The following is a 20185-nucleotide window of genomic DNA, read 5'->3' on the forward strand; positions in this document are numbered from 1 at the left end:
TAATTATCATGCAGACTTAAGCGCAAATACGCAGCGCTGACAAGCGCTATTCGCCCACAGACAAATGTTGGTAGGTAGATTATCGGCAGTGGCGAGAAAATGTTCAGCGGGATACTTAACCATTCATCATGCGTTGACGGAAACGCCCGTTACGCTTGCCAGGGAAGAACGCCTTGCGGCAGGCGTCGCGCCAGATAGGTGGCGAGCGTCATCAATAAGCAAACCACAACAATCATCAGGCAGCCCACTGCCGCCGCCAGCGAAGCCGATCCGCCTTCGTCAAGAAACACAATGGTAGGTCCAATGGTTTGGGTTTGCGAAGTGACCAGCAATATCGAGACCTGAATTTCATTCAGGGCGGTGAGAAAGACCAGCACGCTGCCCGCCAGCGCGGCGGGCGCAGCCAAAGGCAGCAGAATATCGCGCATGCGCCGCATAAAGCCGGCGCCGCACAAACGTGCCGCTTCATCCAGCGCCGGCTCCAGCTGTGCGAATCCGGCCAGCGTCGGACGCAGCACCAGCGCGAGGAAGTTTGCCAGATAGGCGGCGAGGATGATCCACACCGTGCCGTACAGCGAAACGTTGACGATCGGCAGCGGGCGCAGGAAGAACAGCATCGCCGCCACGCCGGTCACAATTCCCGGCAGCGCGTAGGTGAGTTCACTCGCCAGCCACAGGCCGCGCACCAGTTTTGTACGACGCCAGCTAAGGAAGTAAGCGAGGAATAACGCGCAAACCGTCAGAATCAGCGCCGCTAGCGTGGTCAATCCCAGACTGGTGAGGAAAGCCTGACGCACAGCCGGATAGCCCCACAAGGCGGCGCGGAAGTTTTCCAGCGTCAGCGTTTGCCAGGTCAGCGCCTGGCCAAAGCCGCGGGTTAACGCCGTGATAAGCAAGGCACTGAGCGGTAAAAGTAGCGTCAATGCCATCCACCACCACGCCAGCGCTTCAATAGCCACACGGGCACGCCCCAGCGATTGCTGCCACAGGCGCGGTGCGCCGTTAACGCGCACATCATGCCGCCCGCCCAGCCACGCGCTGGCCGCCATGCCCGCCAGCGTAATCGCCGCGATCAGCAAGGCGTATACCGCCGTATTCGGCAGCGCACTCGGGCCAATACCATTGAGCTGCTGATACACCAGCGTGATAAGCGTTGGCACGCGCGCCGGAATGCCGAGCAGGGCCTGAATACCAAAATTGCCTGCTGCGGCAACAAAAGTGAGGGCGGCACCGGCAAAAATCGCCGGCCGTGCCAGCGGCAAAATAACGGTGAATAACACACGCAGGCGCGTCGCCCCGCTCGCCTGCGCCGCTTCGACTAAGTCTGCCGGTAAACGCCGCAAACCGGCGCGCACGGTGAGAAACACCAGCGGCGCATTGTGCGTCCCCAGCAGTAGCACAATGCCGGTAAGGGAATAGAGCGGTTGTTCACCCGGCGCAAACCACGGCAGCCCCATCGCGGCACACAGCAGCGCCAGCGGACTGCCCGGTGCCAGCGCCTGTAGCCAGGCCAGCGCCGTGACCTGCGGCGGAATCATCAGCGGCAGAATAAAGGCAAATACCCACGCGGTTTTGCCGCGCAGGTTGCTGAGCGCCACCAGCCAGGCGGCGGCGGTGCCCAGCACCACGGAAATCAAGGTGGAACTCAGCGCGATAAACAACGTGTTGCCGCTGGCGATAAGCACGCGTTCGCTGGTCAGCAGACGCGCTAAACGCGCCATGTCCGGCACGCCGGCAGGCGCGATAGCGGTCCATACCAGCCGCAGCAGTGGCGCGACCGACAGTAAACCAATCAGCACTACCATCAGCGCCAGAACCAGGCGTTCGCTGTTAACGCGTTTACCGCCGCGCGCCGCGCTGCGCCATTCGTTGCTGACCACGCTCATGCTTAGCCGCCGAACAGCGCGGTGAATTGATCGCGCACCGCGGCGTCTTCTTTAATCGCTTTCGCGACGTCAGGCGACAGCAGCTTGATCTGGTCGATCGGCGTGAAGCCTGCTGGCGCCGCAACGCGATCGTCCACCGGACGGTTGCCCTGTTCGACCACGAGTTTCTGGCCCGGCTCCGACAGCATAAAGTTCACAAACGCCTTGGCGGCAGGCAGATTATGCACCGACTTCATGATGGCTACCGGCTCGGTCACATAGGAAACGCCTTCTTTCGGATAGACCAGGTCAACCGGGGAGCCTTTTTTCTTCGCCAGAATCACGTCGGCATCGGTGATGATGCCGTATTTATCCAGCCCGCTGGCGACGGCTTTCAGCGCAGGGCCGTTACCGCCCTGCGGCGCCACGCCAATCGCCGCAAGCTGCTTATAGAAGTTCCAGCCAATGGACGGCGTGTTGATGTCGGTGTGCAGCTTGTAGAGCGCCGCGCCGGAATAGAGCGGGCTAGGCACCGCAATCTGCCCCTTGTTGGCTTCAACCGCCAACGCGTTCCAGCTATCAATCGGCTGCGCGTGCTGCGTGTTATAGGCAATCACCGTGGCGATGATTTTGGTGCCAAAAAAGGTTTTATCTTTATCGTAAAACGCCGGATTGATATGGCTGAGTGGCGCGTCGCTGTAGCGGTAGAGCTGGTTTTCATTCTTGAGCGCGCCGAGGTTAATGGCATCGGCAATCAGCAGTACATCGGGCTTCGCCTGGCCGCTCATCATCTCGGTGCGCAGCACGTTCATCAATTGCGTGGTGCCGTTACGCGTCCACTCCACCTGCACATTCGGATAGGCTGCTTTGAATGCATCCATGGTCTGCTGAGCAATTTCCGGTGCCTGCGAGGTGTAAACCACCAGCTTTCCCGCTGGCGCGTCGTCGGCATGGCTGAAGGCTGAAACGAGTAATCCGGCTAACATCAAAACGTTAAATGACGTACGCATAGCATTTCCCTGAGTTGATAACGATTAAGAAGGCAGAATCCAACCGTCGCGCAGCGCCACACCCAGCGTAGCGTCGACAACGGGTAAAGGTGGCCCATCCAGCAGCAACGTGATGCGGGTTTCAGGTGCCGCCAGCGGCGTGACAATCAGCTGATAATGGCCGCCGCGATAAATCACCCGCTGCACCTGGGCGGCAAACTGCGGTTCGCCAGGCTGCGCCAGGCGGAAGTCCACCGCATGAAAACTGGCTTGCCCGTGCGGCTGCGGGCGCTGCTCAGGCGAGCAGCGTAACGACACGCGCAAACCGCACAGCGTGGCCTGCGCGCGGCCTGCGCCGAACGGTTCGATGTCGTGGATGGGCAGCACTTTGCCGTCATCAATAAAGCGGGCAACCATCTCATTCGCCGGTTCACGCCACAGCGTGTGCGGCGTGGCAAACTGCATCACGCGTCCGCCATCCATCACCACGATGCGGTCGGCCAGCGCCATGGCTTCATGCTGATCGTGAGTGATATAAAGCAAAGTCGCGTGGCTGTGATGGTGGAAGCGGCGGAACTCCTCTTCCATTGTGGCGCGCAGGTGCACATCAAGATTCGCCAGCGGTTCGTCGAGCAATACCAGCGTTGGCTGCGCGACCAGACAACGCGCCAGCGCCACACGCTGACGCTGACCACCGGAGAGATCGGCGGGACGACGCGTGGCAAAATCCTGCAATCCCACCAGTTCCAGTGCCTGATCGGTGCGGCGTTCGCGTTCTGCACGCGCCACGCCATTGACCTTCAGGCTGTAGGCGACATTTTCCGCAACCGTCATATGCGGCCACAGCGCGTAGCTTTGGAACACCACGCCAAGCTGACGATCTTCCGGCGGCACGTGAACGCCCGGAGCCGCAAAGCAGCGATTGCCAACGTGGATTTCCCCGGCATCGGCGGTTTCAAATCCGGCCAGCAGGCGCAGTAATGTGGTTTTGCCGCAGCCCGACGGGCCTAATACGGCGATGAATTCTCCCTGCGCAATCTGCAGCGAGATATCTTGCAACACCGGCTGCGCCGCAAAGGATTTGCACAGCCCGCGCAGTATGATTGATGCCATGTTTCGGGCCTTTCTTAATCAGTCCGGCTAAGACCCTACGACACTGTGATGACGATTCCATGACATTGAGCCTGGTCGCCATAAATGACGACCCTACATAAACATACGATCCCCGCCACCTCGCCGTAGGGGCGCCATTTATGGCGACCGCATCACAGATGCATCCCGATATAACGCTCATAGCGCGCGGGCTTAACCCGGGTGAGATCCACCAGCACCAACCCATCAATACAGTGGTTAAAATCGGGGTCGCTGCCGAAATCGATAAACTGCACGCCGCCCGGTTCGCATACCTCAGAATACTGTTTGTACAGCGTGGGAATAGCGGTGCCGAGGTTGGCCAGCAGGTGTTTAAGGCGTCGCAAATCTTCGCTGTAATTATCGCCGGTGAACTGCGCCAGCACTTCCGGCAGCGATGCTGGATAGGGGCGACGCGAGGTTGCCAGCGGCAGTTCGGTAGGGAAATAGAGACGATAGAACGCCACCAGCAAATCGCGCGCCGCCAGCGGCATCCCGCCGGAGATCGATACCGGACCGAACAGATAGCGGGTTTCGGGATATTTGGCGATATAGGCGCCAATCCCCATCCACAGATAATCAAGGCCGCGTTTCCCCCAGTAAGCGGGTTGAATAAAACTGCGGCCCAGTTCGAGACCTTGATGGATAATCGGCAGCATACGCTCGTCGTAGTGGAACAGGCTGTCGCTGTAAATGCCCTCCAGTCCGCGACGCGCCAGCTGCTCGGCGCCCGGAATAAAGCGATAGGCACCGACAATTTCCAGTTCATCGTCATCCCACAAAATCAGGTGATAATAATCATCATCGTATTTGTCGAGATCGCGACGGCGCCCGCTGCCCTCGCCGACCGCGCGGAACGCCACTTCACGTAAACGGCCCAGCTCGCGCAGCAGCGGTACCCAACTCGCGCCATTACGTCGCCACAGGTAGATCTGTTTGCCATCCGGCAGCGTGCCGAGTCGTTCGCTCTCCAGCAGCGCTTTTTTCAGCTCGGCACGATCTTCCGGGCGGGCAATCGCCGCTGCGGTCTGGAACAGGCCGCGTCGCCCCTGCCCGATGCGATACAGATGCTTACGCAGCCGCTTCGCCAGCTCTTTGCCGGGCGTATGGCCATCATGCCAATGCGCAAAGGGGATCTGCTCGCCGATATGCAGCTTGATGCGCGCGCCGCGCTGACGAAACATCTCACGTACCAGCATCAGCAACGCCAGCGGTGCGGCAATTTTCGCTGCCGCGTAAAATGCCAGGCTGTTACGCCCCACCACATGCACCGGTACGATAGGCGCGCGGGCACGCGCGGCGAGACGCAGAAAGCTGTGATGCCAGTGACGATCGCGCACGCCTCGACTGGTAAGCCGCGAGACTTCACCCGCCGGGAAGATGATCAGTACACCCTGATTATCAAGATGCTGCTGCATGCGCGTGAACTGTTCGCGGCTGGTGCGGTTGCCCATGTTATCCACCGGCAGCATCATGTTGTTGATCGGTTCCAGCATCATCAACATGCGGTTGGCCACGATCTTCACATCGCGCCGCACCTGCGAAACGGCCGCCAGCAGGGCTAATCCATCCAGGGCGCCAAGCGGATGATTAGCGACAATCACCACCGGGCCACGCGTGGGGATTTGTTCCAGATCGCGCTCGCTCAGTTCACAACGCACATCCAGATGCTCCAGCACTTGCTCCACCATATCCACGCCTTTGAGGTGGCGATAGCGGGCAGCAAATGCCTGGAATTCATGTTCGCGAACCGCCCATTTCAGCGCGTTTTTTTGCCAGTTCGCGGGTTGGTGACCGGGCCAGTACGTATCGAGAAGCTGATCAACTGAAAACATTATTCACCTTTTTATGCGCAGCGATTAATCGCTTCGACGTTAAAACGGCTTGTTTTCAGATTTATGACCGGGATGTACTAACCGAGGAAAAAGTCAGAAGGGGCAAACGCGGCGAGGCGTCTGCCATTCAGGCTACAGCTGCAGGGGGGGCAACTGCGAAAACACGCTCAATAAGCCTTTGCTCCACAGCTGACGAATCTGTGAAAAATAGGGGTGCTGCTCGGTGATGTGATACTGCTGGTTATCGCTGAAACTGTCGGTGTGATACACCATCACATCCAGCGGCAGGCCCACGGAAATATTACTGGCGAGCGTCGAATCCATTGAGATCAGCGCACACTGCATGGCCTGGCTAAGCGGCGTTTCATAACGCAGCACGCGATCGATAATCGGTTTGCCATATTTGCTCTCGCCAATCTGGAAATAAGGTGTGTCGACGCTGGCCTCAATGAAATTACCCTGCGGATAGATCTGGAACAGACGCGGCTCCTCACCATGAATCTGGCCGCCCAACAGCAGCGTGCCACCAAACTCTTCGCCGTCGCGTTTGATCACCTCCCGCAGCGTTTCCCCTACCATCAGCGCAATGTCATACAGCGATCGCCCATTGAGCAAATTGGGCTGTTCGCTATCGCCGTTGTTACGTCGCAGCAGGCTGAGTACGCTCTGCGTGGTGGCCAGATTGCCTGCGCTTTGCAGCACCAGCGTGCGTTCATCATCCACCTGAAAAACATGCAGTTTACGGAACGAGGAGATATGATCAACGCCCGCATTGGTGCGCGAATCGGAGACAAAAATCATCCCTGACGATAAACGCATTGCCACACAATAAGTCATAATCGTGCCTATTCAGATTGCTACTGCGCATGCACCTGCAGCACCGCAGCCACCGCCAGCATATCTTCACCGCCGCCGCCCAGCCGCATACCGCGCACCGGACATGCATCGAGATAATCCACGCCAACCGCCAGCCGCAAATGCTGACGCGTACTGCGGGTATTATTGGTGATATCAAAGCTGTGCCAACTGCCATCCAGCCAGGCTTCAACCCAGGCATGAGTGGCGACGTGCTCAACGTTTTCAGTATAGAGATAGCCGCTGACATAGCGCGCCGGAATGCCAAGGCTGCGACAGCAGGCGAGAAAAACGTGGCTGTGATCCTGGCAAACACCGCTGCCGGCAGCAAATACTTTCGCTGCGGCATCTGTTACCTGAGTGCTGCCAGGACGATACGGCATTTTCAGCAGCAGTTCGTCCATGAGCTTTTCCAGGCTGGCCAGCGGCTTCTCTGGCCGCCAGTAGCGCTGAGCAAAATCGCGAATCTCGCCGTTGGGCTGGGTTAACGGCGTTGAGCGCAGAAACACCAGCGGCGATAGCGCGCATTCCGGATCGGGTGCCCACTCGCCGTCATCGAGGATCTCCACCACCCCGCGCGCTGCGATAGCCAATTGCTGATGCGGCGTATCCAGCGTCAGCACATGCATTACATTGCCGTAGGCATCTTCTGTACGCGTGGCGGCACACGGCAGCTCCAAATCCCACGAGATAATCTGCTGATGCACCGAGTTTTGCGGCGTCAGGCGCAGATACTGGGTGCTGAGTTTTACCTGCTGCTCGTAGGCGTAGCTGGTTTTATGCTCAATGTTCAGTCTCATTTCGCCTCCAGATAGGTGTGATTAATACTCTCGGCCAGCGCGTTAAGACGCGTGAGGAAGTGATTGAGCCAGCCATCCAACCCTTCGTGCGTCAGGCTTTCCCAGGTGCTGAAACGCATCTCCGCCAGTAGCACGGTGATCAGATAACGTGGACGATCTTCGCCGCTGCTGCCGATCTGCTCCAGCTGGGTAGCGATCTCATCAATGCAGGAGTGCAGCGATCGCGGACTTTCGCTGCGCAGGATCAGCATCTCGTTCACCAGATCGGGAAACAGCTGCTGCTTAAAGATAGCGTTATAGGCTTCGCGCGCTGAGACCGCACGCAGCAGGGTATCGAGACAATAATATTCGCGTACCGAATCCGACTGCTGCTCCAGCAGCTGCTGATTCACACTCAGCAAACGCGCGGTGCCATCGCTGCGCTCCATCAGGGTGCCGATACGAATAAAACACATGGCATCGCCGCGCAGCAAAGTGCCGAACATCGCGCCGCGAAACAGGTGCGAGCGCTCTTTAACCCAATCAAAAAAGGTATCGGCATTAGCGCTGGTAATACCGCGTCGTCGCGTATTGCGCATTTCAATCCAGGTGGAATTAATGCTCTCCCACACTTCCGATGACAAACTGCCGCGCACCGCATGCGCGTTGTTCCACGCCTCCTGCCAGCAGCTGAAAATACTGCTCGGATTGCGATCGTCGAGGGCAAAGAAGTTGAACAGCTGCGCCATGGTGAAACGGCCGTTGAGGGTTTCAAACAGCTCGCGTGTGCCGGTAAGATTGAGCGGCAGCAGCAGCTCATCCCCCTGGCTACCGCGCACCGGCATCAACGATAAGCGATTGGTGACGTCTAACACACGAGCGAGTTGTTCCGCGCGCTCCAGATAGCGCGCCATCCAATAAAGACCACTGGCGGTGCGGCTTAGCATGATGCGTCATCCTCCAAAACCCAGGTATCTTTAGTGCCACCGCCCTGCGACGAGTTCACCACCAGCGATCCTTCATTTAACGCTACGCGAGTTAACCCCCCGGGCACCAGCCGAATGTCGGCACCGCACAAGGCAAACGGTCGCAGATCGATATGGCGCGGCGCCAGGCCGTTATCAATAAAGGTTGGGCAAGTGGAGAGCGAAAGCGTGTCCTGCGCGATGTAGTTTTCCGGTCGCGCTTTGAGGCGATCGCGGAAATCACTCAGCTCTTGCTGGCTTGCCACCGGACCAATCAACATGCCGTAACCGCCGGCGCCATGTACCTCTTTCACCACCATTTTGCTGAGGTTAGCAAGCACATAGGTGAGATCCTGCGGTTTACGACACTGCCAGGTGGGCACGTTATTGAGGATCGGATCTTCATCGAGATAGAAGCGGATCATCTCCGGCACATAAGGATAGATCGATTTATCATCGGCAACGCCGGTGCCGATGGCGTTAGCCAGCACCACGTTGCCGGAGCGATACACCGACAGCAGACCGGGCACCCCGAGCATTGAATCAGGACGAAACGCCAGCGGATCGAGGAAGGCATCATCCACGCGACGGTAGATCACATCCACCTTGCACGGCCCGGCGGTGGTGCGCATCATCACCGCGCCGTCCTTCACGAACAGGTCGGCGCTTTCCACCAGCTCCACGCCCATCTGCTGCGCGAGGAAGCTGTGTTCAAAGTAGGCGCTGTTGAAGCGGCCTGGCGTCAGCACCACCACTACCGGATCGTTAACCGGCGAGCTTTCGCGCAGGGTTTGCAGCAGGTGTGAGGGGTAACGCTCTACCGGCGCGATATGCTGTTCGGCGAACAGCTCCGGATAGAGCCGCATCATCATTTTGCGGTTTTCCAGCATGTACGAGACGCCGGACGGCGTGCGCAGATTGTCCTCCAGTACGTAATAGTCGCCATCGTTATTACGCACCATATCCACGCCGACAATGTGCGCATATATGTTGCGATGCAGATCGACACCCTGCATACAGGGCTGATACTGATCGTTAACCAGCACCTGTTCGGCGGGGACAATTCCGGCTTTAAGGATGTGTTGCTGATGGTAGATATCATGCAGGAAGGCGTTAAGGGCCTGGACGCGCTGGCGGATGCCGCGGTCGAGCATTGCCCATTCTCGCGCAGGTATGATGCGCGGCACGCTGTCGAAGGGAATTAAACGCTCCGCTCCACCATCGTCACCGTATACGTTGAACGTAATGCCCACACGATGAAACAGCAGTTCCGCCTCTTCGCGCTTGCGCGCCACTGCATCGACGTCCGCCTGCTGTAACCATTCCCAGTATTGCTGATAATGAGCGCGGTGTTGGCCATCGCTTAGCAACATCTCATCATAGAAGTGCGATGCTATCTGGTAGCTTTCTTTCATGATTTACCCGGCGCTTGTCAGAGGACCTCACTCTCTCCTGCACAAACTGTGCCAGAGGCTTGCCCCGGCATGGCACACGCGCCGCGCGGACGATTACGGCTGATTTGCACCTTACTGGTGCATCAGCTGCTGCGCGATTGGCAGCCAAATCTCCGTCATCGCGCCATTGCCACCGGTGAAGGGATCGCGATGCGGCAAGGGGACATGCTGGATCTTCTCCTTCGACGCACGTAAACGCGATGGCTCATCACGCACGGTTTCCGGGGACATCCCTTCAGGATAGGCGCCCACGGTGAAAAAATCCTCAGAGGCAAATACCTGCTTATGGCCCACTCCGGCGGGGATCAGCACCGCATCGCCTTCGCGTAGCGTCACCATGCGACCGCTGTCCCCGCCAAACAGCACTTCCGCCCAGCCGGCGCCGACGCCTAAGACTTCATGCGTGTTGGGGTGATAATGCGTATAGGGGAAGATCGGCGAGCGCCAGGCAGCGGGCCAGCCGTTGCGGGTAAAGGTTTTTTCAAACCAGGCCGCGCTGTCTGCCGCTTCATCTTCATCCGGCACGATACCGGGCCAGATAATCAGCGGCAGCGGATTGTTAGGCACGCCACCGGACGGCAGCGATAGCATCAAATGTTGCGGATTGCTGGACGATCCAGCGGAAAAGGTGCCGGCGGCGAAAGACATCAGTAACAGCAGGCTGGAGTTGTTGGCAGTCATACTCTTTCTCCGGTTAACCACATGGCTTAATTGTGGCTTACCTCACAGCCATTGCAATGTGCGCCCGCCAACAAAATTCACATAAAAGAATGATTTAGCTAACTAAAGCCAAATTAGTTGGCAACATATTTAACATTTCGTGCCGCCATTCTGCAGTTACCCTAAATGACAATCCTACAAGAGATCCGGCGCTGTTGTAGGGTGCGCATTTATGGCGACCCTGCGAGACTTCCGGCGCTGTTGTAGGGTGCGCATTAATGCGCACCTGGTCGCCATCAATGGCGACCCTACGAGGTTCCGGCGCTGTTGTCGGGTGCGCATTTATGCGCACCTGGTCGCCATCAATGGCGACCCTACGAGAGTTCCGGCGCTGTTGTAGGGTGCGCATTTATGCGCACCTGGCCGCCATCAATGGCAGCCCTGCGAGGGTTCCGGCGATGTCGTAGGGTGCGCATTTATGCGCACCTGGCAAATTACAGGCAAAAAAAAGCCGGTGGATTTCGCCACCGGTCGAACCCACAAATGGATTCAAAGGCACTGACAGGTTATCGCAGGCATTTAGCGTTCTGATGTCAGAACGTTAATTGCAGGATGCTCTACTCAAAGAATTGTTTAATCTTCACGCCAATCTTCTTATTAATCTGGCAGACGCGCGCTTCGGTGAGCTCGAGCACCAGCGCAATCTCTTTCAGGCTCATTTCGTGCTGGTAATAGAGGCTGAGAATCAACTGTTCGCGCTCGCTCAGCGAAGCCAGCGCGGTCTTTAGCGTGCGCTGAATGCTAATTTCCTCTTCCAGCGCACGTCCGCTTAACACACTGCTCAGCGCTTCGCCTGCCAGCAGATCGTCAAAACTCTCCATCGCGCTAGCGGATTCCAGCAGCAAATACTCCTGCACCTCTTCCGGACTGAGCTTGAGGTGTCGACGCAACTCTTCTTCGTTCGGTTCGTGGCCGAGACGGCGCGTGAGTGCGCGCACCGCATCATTGATTTTGTGCGTTTTCTGCCGCAGACGTCGCGGACGCCAGTCGTGCAGACGCAGCTGATCCAACACCGCTCCCCGCACGCGCTGTAAAGCGTAACCGGCAAAATGATCGTCAGGACGGCCATAACGACGTAGCGATTCAAGCAGCCCCATAAAGGCAATTTGTTCCAGATCGCCACGATCCATCACCGCATCCGTTTGGGCGGAGAGCTGCCGTACTACGCGCTTCACCAGCGGCTGCCACTGTTGCAGGTAGCGCGTCTCTTCAACAGGCGTCAGTTCGGTGACTTCATTGAATACGCTCATGAAATCTCCTCACGACAAAACCCGTCTGGCGACGGACTTGAACGACTGATAGCGATTTGACGGAGATTTCACGGTATCCGGAGTCGATATAATCAATACATGCTGATGGATATATTTCTCAGGCAGATTCATAGTGAAATCCGCCTGAGAAATAAAGCGACCATCATTATTTTTCTGTATTGCCCCACCGATACTCATAATAAAAAACGTCCTGAACGCCGATTAAAAATCGCGCCTTTATTAATAAAAGCGTTGTCTTATTACGTATGCCAATGCATGCGAGTTAAAAAGATAACAGCCATACTAACGCTATTAATACGGACTACGCACCAGCCGCTATTGATAACTAATAGCCACCGTTACCTTTAATGGCGATGAGTATACGCATCAGAATATTCTTAGCTATAAGGTTTAATGAATTAAAATATTAATCAATTAAAATCAATAAGTTGAATAAATTAATTAATAATTAACACCGTTAAAAAAACAATAAATCATTAATTTTCACCTTTTTTGTAATATTGAGAATTGTTTCTATTTTCATGAATGAAGTAATCGGTAACCTAAACCCCCACCTTAATAGCGCATACTGCTCAGCAGGTAATAGCCGGATCGGGCAGGTAGCGTGGTTAATTGAGGTGATGCACGCTGATGTGATGGAGATCCACTATTTTCCAGGCGTCGATAAAACAGCGTTGCTCTGAACATATCCTCTGTAATCAACCTTTATCACTGCGCGTCGGCGCCTATTGCGCTATAAGGTCAACGTGCAGAACCAGCCGCCCCTTCAGCAACTGTTATAAAAAAACACCGTAAATCTGTCACTAATTCGCTTCACTGTTATGTGCTTTACTGGCAGGTAGTAATAATTAGAGGTGAACAATGGACGCGATCAAACAAATCCTGCTCGACGAAATCGCCACGCTGAACCGTGAGGGACGGCGCGATAATTTGCCGCGCTTTAGCTTTTCCTTCCTGAAAACCCATCCGGGACTCTGGGCCATTATGTACCTGTGCTACGCGCTGTGCGTGGCGCTGATCTTCTCAACCGACATGCTCGGCTGGCCCGCCTTTTGGTTTGCCACTGTGTTTGTGCTGGTGATGAGTGTATTGATGCTGATGGATATCAATCCAAAATATCGCTTCGAAGATATCGATACGCTGGATTTGCGCGTTTGCTATAACGGCGAATGGTATTACGTGCAGCCGGTTTCCCAGCAGGCGCTGGACAAAATTCTTGAGAATCCGCAGACGCCGGATCGCGTGCGCAGCGGCATCGATCGATTGATGAAGCAGAAGGGCGAAGTGGATTTCTACGACGTTTATTATCTGACCTGGGGCCACCAGCAGGCAGCCCTGGTTTAACGATGTAATCCAGCAATCAGTTTGCCCAGTGTTTCTACCGCCGCCTCGGCACGTGCATCCCACGGCCAGGCGGTGTTAAAGCGAAAACAGTGGCTAAAGCCCTCGCTGCTGGAAAACAGCTGGCCGGGAGCAATACTGATCCCCTCCTGTAGCGCCAGGTGATACAGCTGCGTGGTGTTAATCTGCGCGGGCAGCGTTACCCAGAGAAAATAGCCGCCCGGCGTATCGCTAATCCTTGCCGCTTCCGGCAATACCCGTCGTAGCGCCTGTTGCGCCAGCTGTTTACGTTTTGCCAGCGTCTGACGCAGCTTCTTCAAATGCGCATCGTAGCTACGCGTGCTGAGAAAATCGGCTAACGCCAGCTGCATTGGTGCACTGGTCGATAACGTGCTCATCAGCTGAATACGCTGCACGCGCTGCGCATGCCGACCAGCGGCTACCCAACCGACGCGAAATCCCGCCACCAGATTTTTCGAGAAGCTGCCGCAGTGCAGCACGTTGCCCTCACGATCAAAGGCTTTGGCCGGCAGCGGCTTATCTTGTCCCTCATACAAATCGCTATACACATCGTCTTCGATCATTGCCACGTTATAGCGCGCCAGCAGAGCCACCAGCTGCTGTTTACGCTCTGCGCTCAGGGTGAAACCGAGTGGGTTTTGCCGGTTGGTCATTAACCAGCAGGCTTTCACCGGCCAGCGCTGCAGCGCCTGCTCCAGCTCAGCCAGATCCATGCCGTGTTCAACATCACTGGCGATGGCAATGGCGTTCAGCTTGAGGCGTTCAATGGCCTGCAAAGCGCCATAAAAGGAGGGATTCTCAAGGATGACCCAATCACCGGGTTCGGTAACGGCCTGCAGGCTCAGATTGAGCGCTTCCATCGCGCCGTTGGTGATGACGATATCATCCGGCGATAGCGTAATGCCCTGTTGCGCATAGCGCTGAGCCAGAATTTTACGCAGCGCTTCATTGCCCGGCGGCAAGTTATTCAGCGCATCCGTGGGCTTCAGATTATGGGAGACTTTCACCAACGAGCGCATCAACTGGCGCTGGGGGAACAGTTCAGGATCGGGAAAAGCAGAGCCAAACGGTATGATGGCGGGATTACGCGTGGCCTGCAGCACGTCAAACACAAAGCTGTTGGTATCCGCCTGGTCGGTTTTCGCCACTTCACGGGTGGGCAGACGGGGACGACTTTCTGCGGCGCGCGGCGCCACGTAATAGCCCGATTGCGGCTTCGACACAATCCAGCCCTGGCTTTCCAGCACCTCATACGCGTGCATCACCGTCATCAGGCTCAGCCCGCTCTGCTCAGCCTGCTGGCGTAGCGACGGCAGTTTTTCACCCGGCGGCCAGATACGTGCCTCGATTTGCGTGCGAAGCTGTTCCACCAACTGCTGATATTTCGCCACCCGAACTCCCATGTAGAGGATTTGGCGGCTAGTTTCCCTCACCCTATGCCTCTCCCGCAAGCGGGAGAGGGAGGAATCGGAGAGACAACGTGCTGGCTAAGTGACGCGCTCCAGCTCTAACGCTTCTGCATAAAAATTCGGCAGTTCGCCAATGCGCTCTGGCGGGACCGGTTTGCCCAACAAATAGCCCTGCAAGGTATCGCAACCCAAGCCGGTAAGAAACGCCTGCTGATCCTGGGTTTCTACCCCTTCGGCCACCACCTTTAGATGCAGCGACTGCGCTAAGGCAACGATGGCGGAAACAATAGTGGCATCTTCAGACTGCGCCTGAAGTTCATTGACGAAAGCGCGGTCGATCTTCAGTTCACTCGCCGGTAAACGCTTGAGATACAACAAACTCGAGTAGCCGGTACCGAAATCGTCAATCGAGGCTTTGACGCCCATATTGGTGAGCTCGGTCAGAATGCGTACGCTCACTTCAGGATCGCGCATCGCCGTGGTTTCAGTCACCTCAAGCGTTAAAAGCTCCGCCGGGATTTGGTGCTTATCCAGCGCTTCGGTCACGGTTTCCACCAGATTGCTCTGCTCAAACTGGAGCGCCGACAGGTTCACCGCTACGGACCAATGCGGATGCCCCTGTAGATGCCATGTGCGCAGCTGGCGACAGGCTTCGTTAATGACCCAGTTGCCAATGTTCACAATCATGCCGGTCTTTTCCGCCATCGGCAGGAAGGTATCCGGGGCCAGAAGGCCACGCGTAGGATGTTGCCAGCGCAGCAGCGCTTCAAAGCCGAGGATCGGTCCGCTCGGTGCGCAGTATTTAGGTTGGTAAAACAGCCGCAGTTCCTGATTATCCAGCGCTTGCCACAGATCGTTGTTCAACTGCAGCTGCGACTGCGCCAGGGTGTTCATCGACTGCTGGAAGAAGGTGTAACCGTTGCGGCCATTATTTTTAGTGTGATACATGGCGGCATCGGCATTAAACATCAGCTCGCGGTCGTCTTTGCCATCCCCCGGATAAACGGCAATGCCAATACTCAGTGACACCACCAGCTCATAACGCGAGATGTCAAACGGGCGATCGATGGCCTTCACCAGCGTATCCGCTACCGCCGCCGCATCGTTCGGATCATCAATTTCCAGCAGCAGCACAAATTCGTCGCCGCCCATCCGCGCCAGCGTGTAGTGCCCTTTCATCTGGTCGGTCATACGCTCGGTGACGCCAATCAGCAGATTATCACCAACGTGATGGCCAAAGGCGTCATTGACTGCCTTGAAGCCATCCAGATCCATAAACATCAGCGCAAACTGTGATTTCTCGCGGTTCGCTTTATTGATGGCTTGTTCAAGGCGATCTTCCAAAAGAATACGGTTGGGCAAGCGCGTCAGGTTGTCGTGCAAGGCCAGCTGGGCCAGCTCGCGGTTAGCTTCGGCCAGTGATTGCGCCAGAATTGAGGTGCGCGCCTGCATGCGGGCATCCAGCATCGATACCAGCAAGGTAATGCCAAGGATCGCCAGCGTCACCACCGTGACCACAATTGCCAACCAGTTACTGTTTACGCCCATGTGCGTGGCGTGGCTGTGCATCGGAAAGTTGGCGGCGGCCATGCCGGTATAATGCATACCTGCAATGGCACAGCCCATCACCACCGATGCCCCGAGCCGCAGCAGCGTCACGCGGCCATGTCCTTCGCGCAGGTGAAACGCCAGCCACAGCGCCGCGCAGGAGGCGACCATGGCGATGGCCACCGACGCAGCTACCCAGCCCCAGTTCCAGCTAATACCCGGTGCAAACATCAGCGCCGCCATGCCGGTGTAGTGCATGGCAACGACCCCGGAACCCAGCACCAGTGCCCCGCCAATTAATCGTGTCCAGGGAAGTTCCTTGGTCGCACAAGCCAGCCACAGGGCAAAAATCGAGGCCAGCACCGCCACCACCATTGAGGCGACGGTGAGCAGGGGATCGTAGCTCATCACCATATCGAGGCTCATCGACAACATGCCGATGAAGTGCATTGCCCAGACGCCGACGCCCATGGCGAATCCACCGCCAAGCAACCAAACCAGCGCCACCTTGCCAGTTGAGGAAGCCACGCGTCCTGCCATATCAAGCGCAGTAAACGAGGCCAGCATCGCTACCAAAATCGAAACGATGACGGTAAATGAGTCATACGAAGTCACTAACATAGTGATTTCCTAAGTTGAAGCCGTTTTAAGTCAGCTGTGGTGTGGTTAAAAAGAGTGAAATCTATTGGTTTTATTGTAGGAATTATCGGCAGTTATCCTGCCGATCTGAGCCGATGAACGATGAAACCTTCCAATGCGGAAGAACACAAAAAATGATTATTACGCGCCAGAAGACACGACGTTATCCGTAAATGCCAGCGCAGCGGTAAACTCCCCGATGCGCTCCGCCGGGGTCGGTTTACCCAGCAGATAGCCCTGTAAGGTATCGAAGCCTAAACCGGTTAATAAGCGCTGCTGCTCTTCCGTTTCAACGCCTTCTGCCACCATGCGCAGGTTCAGCGAGCGAGCCAGCGTGAGCATCGCACTCACCACCGTGGCGTCTTCGCTATCCGCGCGCAAACTATTAATAAAGGCGCGATCGATTTTCAGCTCGCTCGCTTCCAGATGTTTCAGATGCAGCAGATTGGCATAGCCGATGCCAAAATTATCGATAGCCACTTTCACCCCTAGCCGATGCAACTCGGCAATGCGCTGCTGGCTAAACTGCGGATCGCGCATGGCGATATTTTCAGTAATTTCCAGCATCAGCGCCCCGTCGGGGATCTGATGACGCTGCAGCGCCTGGTGCAGGCTTTCAATCAGATCGCGCTGTTGGAATTGCAGCGCCGAGAGATTGACCGATACGCTCCAGTCGCCGTTGCCTTCATCGCGCCACTGTTTTAGCTGGCGGCAGGCTTCGTTGATCACCCAATTACCCAGCGCCACAATCTGGCCGGTTTTCTCAGCTCGCGCCAGAAACATGTCCGGCATCAGCAGCCCACGACGCGGATGCTGCCAGCGCAGCAACGCCTCAAACCCCATCAGCACCGTGCCTCCGGCGCGAAATTTAGGTTGATAGAACAGACGCATTTCCTGATATTCCAGGGCATTCCACAGATCGTTGGCGAGCGCCAGCTGGTGCTGAGCAACAGCACTCATGGCCGGTTCAAACAGGCACCAGCCGTTACGCCCGCTGTGCTTGGTGTGATACATGGCGGAATCGGCGTTGAACATCATCTCCTGCTGGCTGCGCCCGTGCAGCGGGAAGATGACAATGCCGATGCTGAGCGAAACACGCAGCGAATAACGATCTAACTCAAAGGGGACATCAATGGCTTGCACCAGCTGCTGCGCCAGATTTGTCGCCTGATGAACAGCGTACTGCGGGCACAGCAGCACAAATTCATCGCCGCCTAAACGCGCCAGCAAAATATCTTCACTGACTTCCGCCTGCAAGCGATCGGCCACCGCAATCAGCAAGCGATCCCCCACATGATGGCCCCAGGTATCGTTGACCGCTTTAAACCCGTCGAGGTCCATAAACATCAGTGCGAAGGTTTCATCCTGCAGCGTAGCCTGCTTGATCTGTGTGGTGAGCTGCTGCTCTAGCATCACGCGGTTCGGCAGCGCAGTGAGGTTGTCATGCAGCGCAAGCTGGCGCAGTTCGCTGTTGGCACGCTTCAATTTGGCTGCAAGACGCGCCGCGCGCAGCTGAGCGTCCAGCATTGAAATCAGCAGCGTCAATCCAAGAATACTCAGCGTGATAATGGTGACCCACACCGCCAGCCCCTCTTCACTGACGCCGTGATGCTGCATCATCATCGGCTGGCTGTAGTCCGCCGCGGCCATACCGGTGTAATGCATGCCGGCAATGGCAATACTCATCACCAGCGCCGCACAGACACGCAATATCAGCAGGCTTTCCCCCTGGCGTAGATGAAAGGCCAGCCACAGCGCGGCACCGGACGCCGCGTAGGCAATCACCACGGATAACGTCACCAGCGGCATATTCCACCTAATCGCCGTCTCAATCATTAGAGCGTTCATGCCGATGTAGTGCATGGCAATCACGCCGCTACCGAGTATTAACGTGCCGCGCATTAAGCGCCGGCGCGTGAGGTGACTGCCCTGCACGCTTTGGGCAAACGCGAAGATAGACGTCGCAATAGCGACCAGTAAGGAGAGTGCCGTGAGCGGGATGTCATAGCGCATGGTCACCGGCATCATCATCGCCAGCATGCCAATAAAGTGCATCGCCCAGATGCCAATGCCCATTGCGGTGCCGCCGCCCACTAACCACAGTTTTGCCAGGCAACCGCGGGATACGGCGACGCGGCCTGCTGTATCTAATGCGGTAAAGGCGGCGATGAAGGCCACAATCAGTGAAACGGAAACCAGAACGCTATCCCAGGTAACCAACAGCATGTGCGCTCCTAAACTCAACCTGCTACGGAGCAGGTTTGGTGTCATCAAATAAAAACAAGGAAGATAAAGCGCCGATTACGGGCGAATAATGACCATTAGCGGCGAAAAAGTGAGAATACCAGGTCCAGTAAAAACTGGAGCTCTCATGCTATTTATTTTTATTTTCATCATCAGTCATCGGGTGGAAAATTAATAATATCTGATTAATGCACGAACATAGCATTGAACCGACGCGCGTGATAGAGGGGGAAATCGCCGGCTGTTTAGTTTTTTTAACTGGCCGACACCCCTTGTTATTACTGAGTTATCGGCGAAAAACGTCAATTGATTAGGGAAAAAATGAACCCTGGGTGCACAAGGCCAGATTTGCTGATCTATAGTAAATAAAACTGATATAAATCATTAATGCACCATCCAGGAATATTCTTAGGTGGTAGGCGCTTACGCTGTCGGGCCAAATGCGGCTCTTGTTTGATTTCGGATGTATTTTCATAAATGAATGACCAGGTGAAAAAGCACTGACCTTGGATAATCAGTAAGGAATGATTATGAAACTCAAGCTTTTTCTTGTGGCTTCTAGCCTAAGCGCCGCCCTTGCTCCCACCGCTGTTTTTGCCGCCACCACAACGGGAACCATCAATGCCACATTGACGCTTACCACCGGTTGTTTAGTGAACGGTCAGTCTGCAACGACCGGGGTTAACTTCGGTACCCTGAACTTCGGTAGCAGCGCAGCCACCTTCGATACCTTGAACGCGACGTTGGTGGGCGCATCTGGCAACGGTATATTTGTTCGCTGTACCACCGGGCAAACCTTCAACGTACAGGTCACCAGCAGTAACGCCGCACCGGCGACCATTTACGGCACGGTGAGTGGCCAGCCACGCTACCTGATCCTCGGCTCCAACAATACGCAGGGCATTGCCTATACGCTGTATAGCGATGCCGCATTTACCACCGCGATCGCCAATAACACCAATATCGCCCCCAGCGGCACTACCGACCCGACGTTGGGTACCAACTACGCCATTTATGGTCGCGTGGTGGGAGGTGGCTTTAACCCGCTGATCCCAGCTGGCACCTATACGGACACGATTAACGTGGCGGTGAATTACTGAGAGAAGCGTAAGGGTTCTC

Annotated in this window: 15 protein-coding genes; 2 read left to right on the plus strand and 13 right to left on the minus strand. The window is 56.1% G+C overall.

What is annotated here, in order from left to right; all coding sequences use genetic code 11:
* Positions 1-149 precede the first annotated feature (149 nt).
* The 10 genes from AC07WB_RS16240 to AC07WB_RS16285 form a co-directional block, all read right to left on the minus strand.
* Entirely contained in the window at positions 150-1886 is a 1737-nt protein-coding gene (locus AC07WB_RS16240; RefSeq protein WP_494940849.1) for an ABC transporter permease, read from the minus strand.
* 2 nt (positions 1887-1888) lie between these two features.
* Positions 1889-2875, minus strand: a complete 987-nt coding sequence (locus AC07WB_RS16245) for an ABC transporter substrate-binding protein (RefSeq protein ID WP_494940850.1) — start codon at positions 2873-2875, stop codon at positions 1889-1891.
* A 24-nt stretch (positions 2876-2899) separates the two neighbouring features.
* Complete coding sequence (locus AC07WB_RS16250; RefSeq protein ID WP_494940851.1) at positions 2900-3967, minus strand: ABC transporter ATP-binding protein; 1068 nt, start codon at positions 3965-3967, stop codon at positions 2900-2902.
* Between the two features lie 152 nt (positions 3968-4119).
* Positions 4120-5820, minus strand: coding sequence for a bifunctional ornithine lipid synthase OlsF (olsF, locus tag AC07WB_RS16255; RefSeq protein WP_345828284.1), 1701 nt, complete (start codon positions 5818-5820; stop codon positions 4120-4122).
* A 132-nt stretch (positions 5821-5952) separates the two neighbouring features.
* On the minus strand, positions 5953-6657 hold the full coding sequence (locus AC07WB_RS16260; RefSeq protein ID WP_494940852.1) for a proteasome-type protease: 705 nt from the start codon (positions 6655-6657) through the stop codon (positions 5953-5955).
* Positions 6658-6677: 20 nt separating this feature from the next.
* Entirely contained in the window at positions 6678-7475 is a 798-nt protein-coding gene (locus tag AC07WB_RS16265) for a transglutaminase family protein (RefSeq protein ID WP_097096021.1), read from the minus strand.
* Complete coding sequence (locus tag AC07WB_RS16270; RefSeq protein WP_345828280.1) at positions 7472-8401, minus strand: alpha-E domain-containing protein; 930 nt, start codon at positions 8399-8401, stop codon at positions 7472-7474. Before AC07WB_RS16270 ends, AC07WB_RS16265 begins: the two co-directional genes overlap by 4 nt.
* Positions 8395-9834 carry a circularly permuted type 2 ATP-grasp protein gene (locus AC07WB_RS16275; RefSeq protein ID WP_097096019.1) on the minus strand — a complete coding sequence of 480 codons (1440 nt, stop codon included), beginning with the start codon at positions 9832-9834 and terminating at the stop codon, positions 8395-8397. The genes AC07WB_RS16270 and AC07WB_RS16275 overlap by 7 nt, the downstream gene beginning before the upstream one ends.
* A gap of 111 nt (positions 9835-9945) precedes the next feature.
* Entirely contained in the window at positions 9946-10554 is a 609-nt protein-coding gene (locus tag AC07WB_RS16280) for a hypothetical protein (RefSeq protein ID WP_494940853.1), read from the minus strand.
* 596 nt (positions 10555-11150) lie between these two features.
* The gene (locus AC07WB_RS16285) at positions 11151-11843 is read right to left on the minus strand and encodes a FliA/WhiG family RNA polymerase sigma factor (RefSeq protein WP_097096017.1); all 693 of its coding nucleotides are present in this window, start codon (positions 11841-11843) and stop codon (positions 11151-11153) included.
* A gap of 882 nt (positions 11844-12725) precedes the next feature.
* Here AC07WB_RS16285 and AC07WB_RS16290 point away from each other — a divergent pair.
* On the plus strand, positions 12726-13208 hold the full coding sequence (locus AC07WB_RS16290; protein WP_097096015.1) for a YlaC family protein: 483 nt from the start codon (positions 12726-12728) through the stop codon (positions 13206-13208).
* Here the strand turns inward: AC07WB_RS16290 and AC07WB_RS16295 are convergent.
* The 3 genes from AC07WB_RS16295 to AC07WB_RS16305 form a co-directional block, all read right to left on the minus strand.
* Positions 13205-14617 carry an aminotransferase-like domain-containing protein gene (locus AC07WB_RS16295; RefSeq protein ID WP_345829839.1) on the minus strand — a complete coding sequence of 471 codons (1413 nt, stop codon included), beginning with the start codon at positions 14615-14617 and terminating at the stop codon, positions 13205-13207. The two genes, AC07WB_RS16290 and AC07WB_RS16295, sit on opposite strands and share 4 nt — an antisense overlap.
* 96 nt (positions 14618-14713) lie before the next feature.
* A complete protein-coding gene (locus AC07WB_RS16300; RefSeq protein WP_097096013.1) occupies positions 14714-16804 on the minus strand; it encodes a putative bifunctional diguanylate cyclase/phosphodiesterase in 2091 nt (696 codons plus the stop codon).
* Between the two features lie 159 nt (positions 16805-16963).
* Positions 16964-19048 (minus strand): putative bifunctional diguanylate cyclase/phosphodiesterase, encoded by a 2085-nt coding sequence (locus AC07WB_RS16305; protein WP_400458314.1) that lies wholly within the window; start codon positions 19046-19048, stop codon positions 16964-16966.
* Between the two features lie 548 nt (positions 19049-19596).
* Here AC07WB_RS16305 and AC07WB_RS16310 point away from each other — a divergent pair.
* Entirely contained in the window at positions 19597-20166 is a 570-nt protein-coding gene (locus AC07WB_RS16310; RefSeq protein ID WP_097096011.1) for a spore coat protein U domain-containing protein, read from the plus strand.
* The last annotated feature ends 19 nt before the right edge of the window (positions 20167-20185 follow it).

This window comes from Pantoea sp. GW821-FHT03E06, from assembly GCF_059420725.1.

Bases quoted from the DNA above. Each gene is read 5' to 3' on its own strand.
- AC07WB_RS16240 (WP_494940849.1), bottom strand. From the start codon at position 1,886: ATGAGCGTGGTCAGCAACGAATGGCGCAGCGCGGCGCGCGGCGGTAAA.
- AC07WB_RS16245 (WP_494940850.1), bottom strand. From the start codon at position 2,875: ATGCGTACGTCATTTAACGTTTTGATGTTAGCCGGATTACTCGTTTCA.
- AC07WB_RS16250 (WP_494940851.1), bottom strand. From the start codon at position 3,967: ATGGCATCAATCATACTGCGCGGGCTGTGCAAATCCTTTGCGGCGCAG.
- olsF (WP_345828284.1), bottom strand. From the start codon at position 5,820: ATGTTTTCAGTTGATCAGCTTCTCGATACGTACTGGCCCGGTCACCAA.
- AC07WB_RS16260 (WP_494940852.1), bottom strand. From the start codon at position 6,657: ATGACTTATTGTGTGGCAATGCGTTTATCGTCAGGGATGATTTTTGTC.
- AC07WB_RS16265 (WP_097096021.1), bottom strand. From the start codon at position 7,475: ATGAGACTGAACATTGAGCATAAAACCAGCTACGCCTACGAGCAGCAG.
- AC07WB_RS16270 (WP_345828280.1), bottom strand. From the start codon at position 8,401: ATGCTAAGCCGCACCGCCAGTGGTCTTTATTGGATGGCGCGCTATCTG.
- AC07WB_RS16275 (WP_097096019.1), bottom strand. From the start codon at position 9,834: ATGAAAGAAAGCTACCAGATAGCATCGCACTTCTATGATGAGATGTTG.
- AC07WB_RS16280 (WP_494940853.1), bottom strand. From the start codon at position 10,554: ATGACTGCCAACAACTCCAGCCTGCTGTTACTGATGTCTTTCGCCGCC.
- AC07WB_RS16285 (WP_097096017.1), bottom strand. From the start codon at position 11,843: ATGAGCGTATTCAATGAAGTCACCGAACTGACGCCTGTTGAAGAGACG.
- AC07WB_RS16290 (WP_097096015.1), top strand. From the start codon at position 12,726: ATGGACGCGATCAAACAAATCCTGCTCGACGAAATCGCCACGCTGAAC.
- AC07WB_RS16300 (WP_097096013.1), bottom strand. From the start codon at position 16,804: ATGTTAGTGACTTCGTATGACTCATTTACCGTCATCGTTTCGATTTTG.
- AC07WB_RS16305 (WP_400458314.1), bottom strand. From the start codon at position 19,048: ATGCTGTTGGTTACCTGGGATAGCGTTCTGGTTTCCGTTTCACTGATT.
- AC07WB_RS16310 (WP_097096011.1), top strand. From the start codon at position 19,597: ATGAAACTCAAGCTTTTTCTTGTGGCTTCTAGCCTAAGCGCCGCCCTT.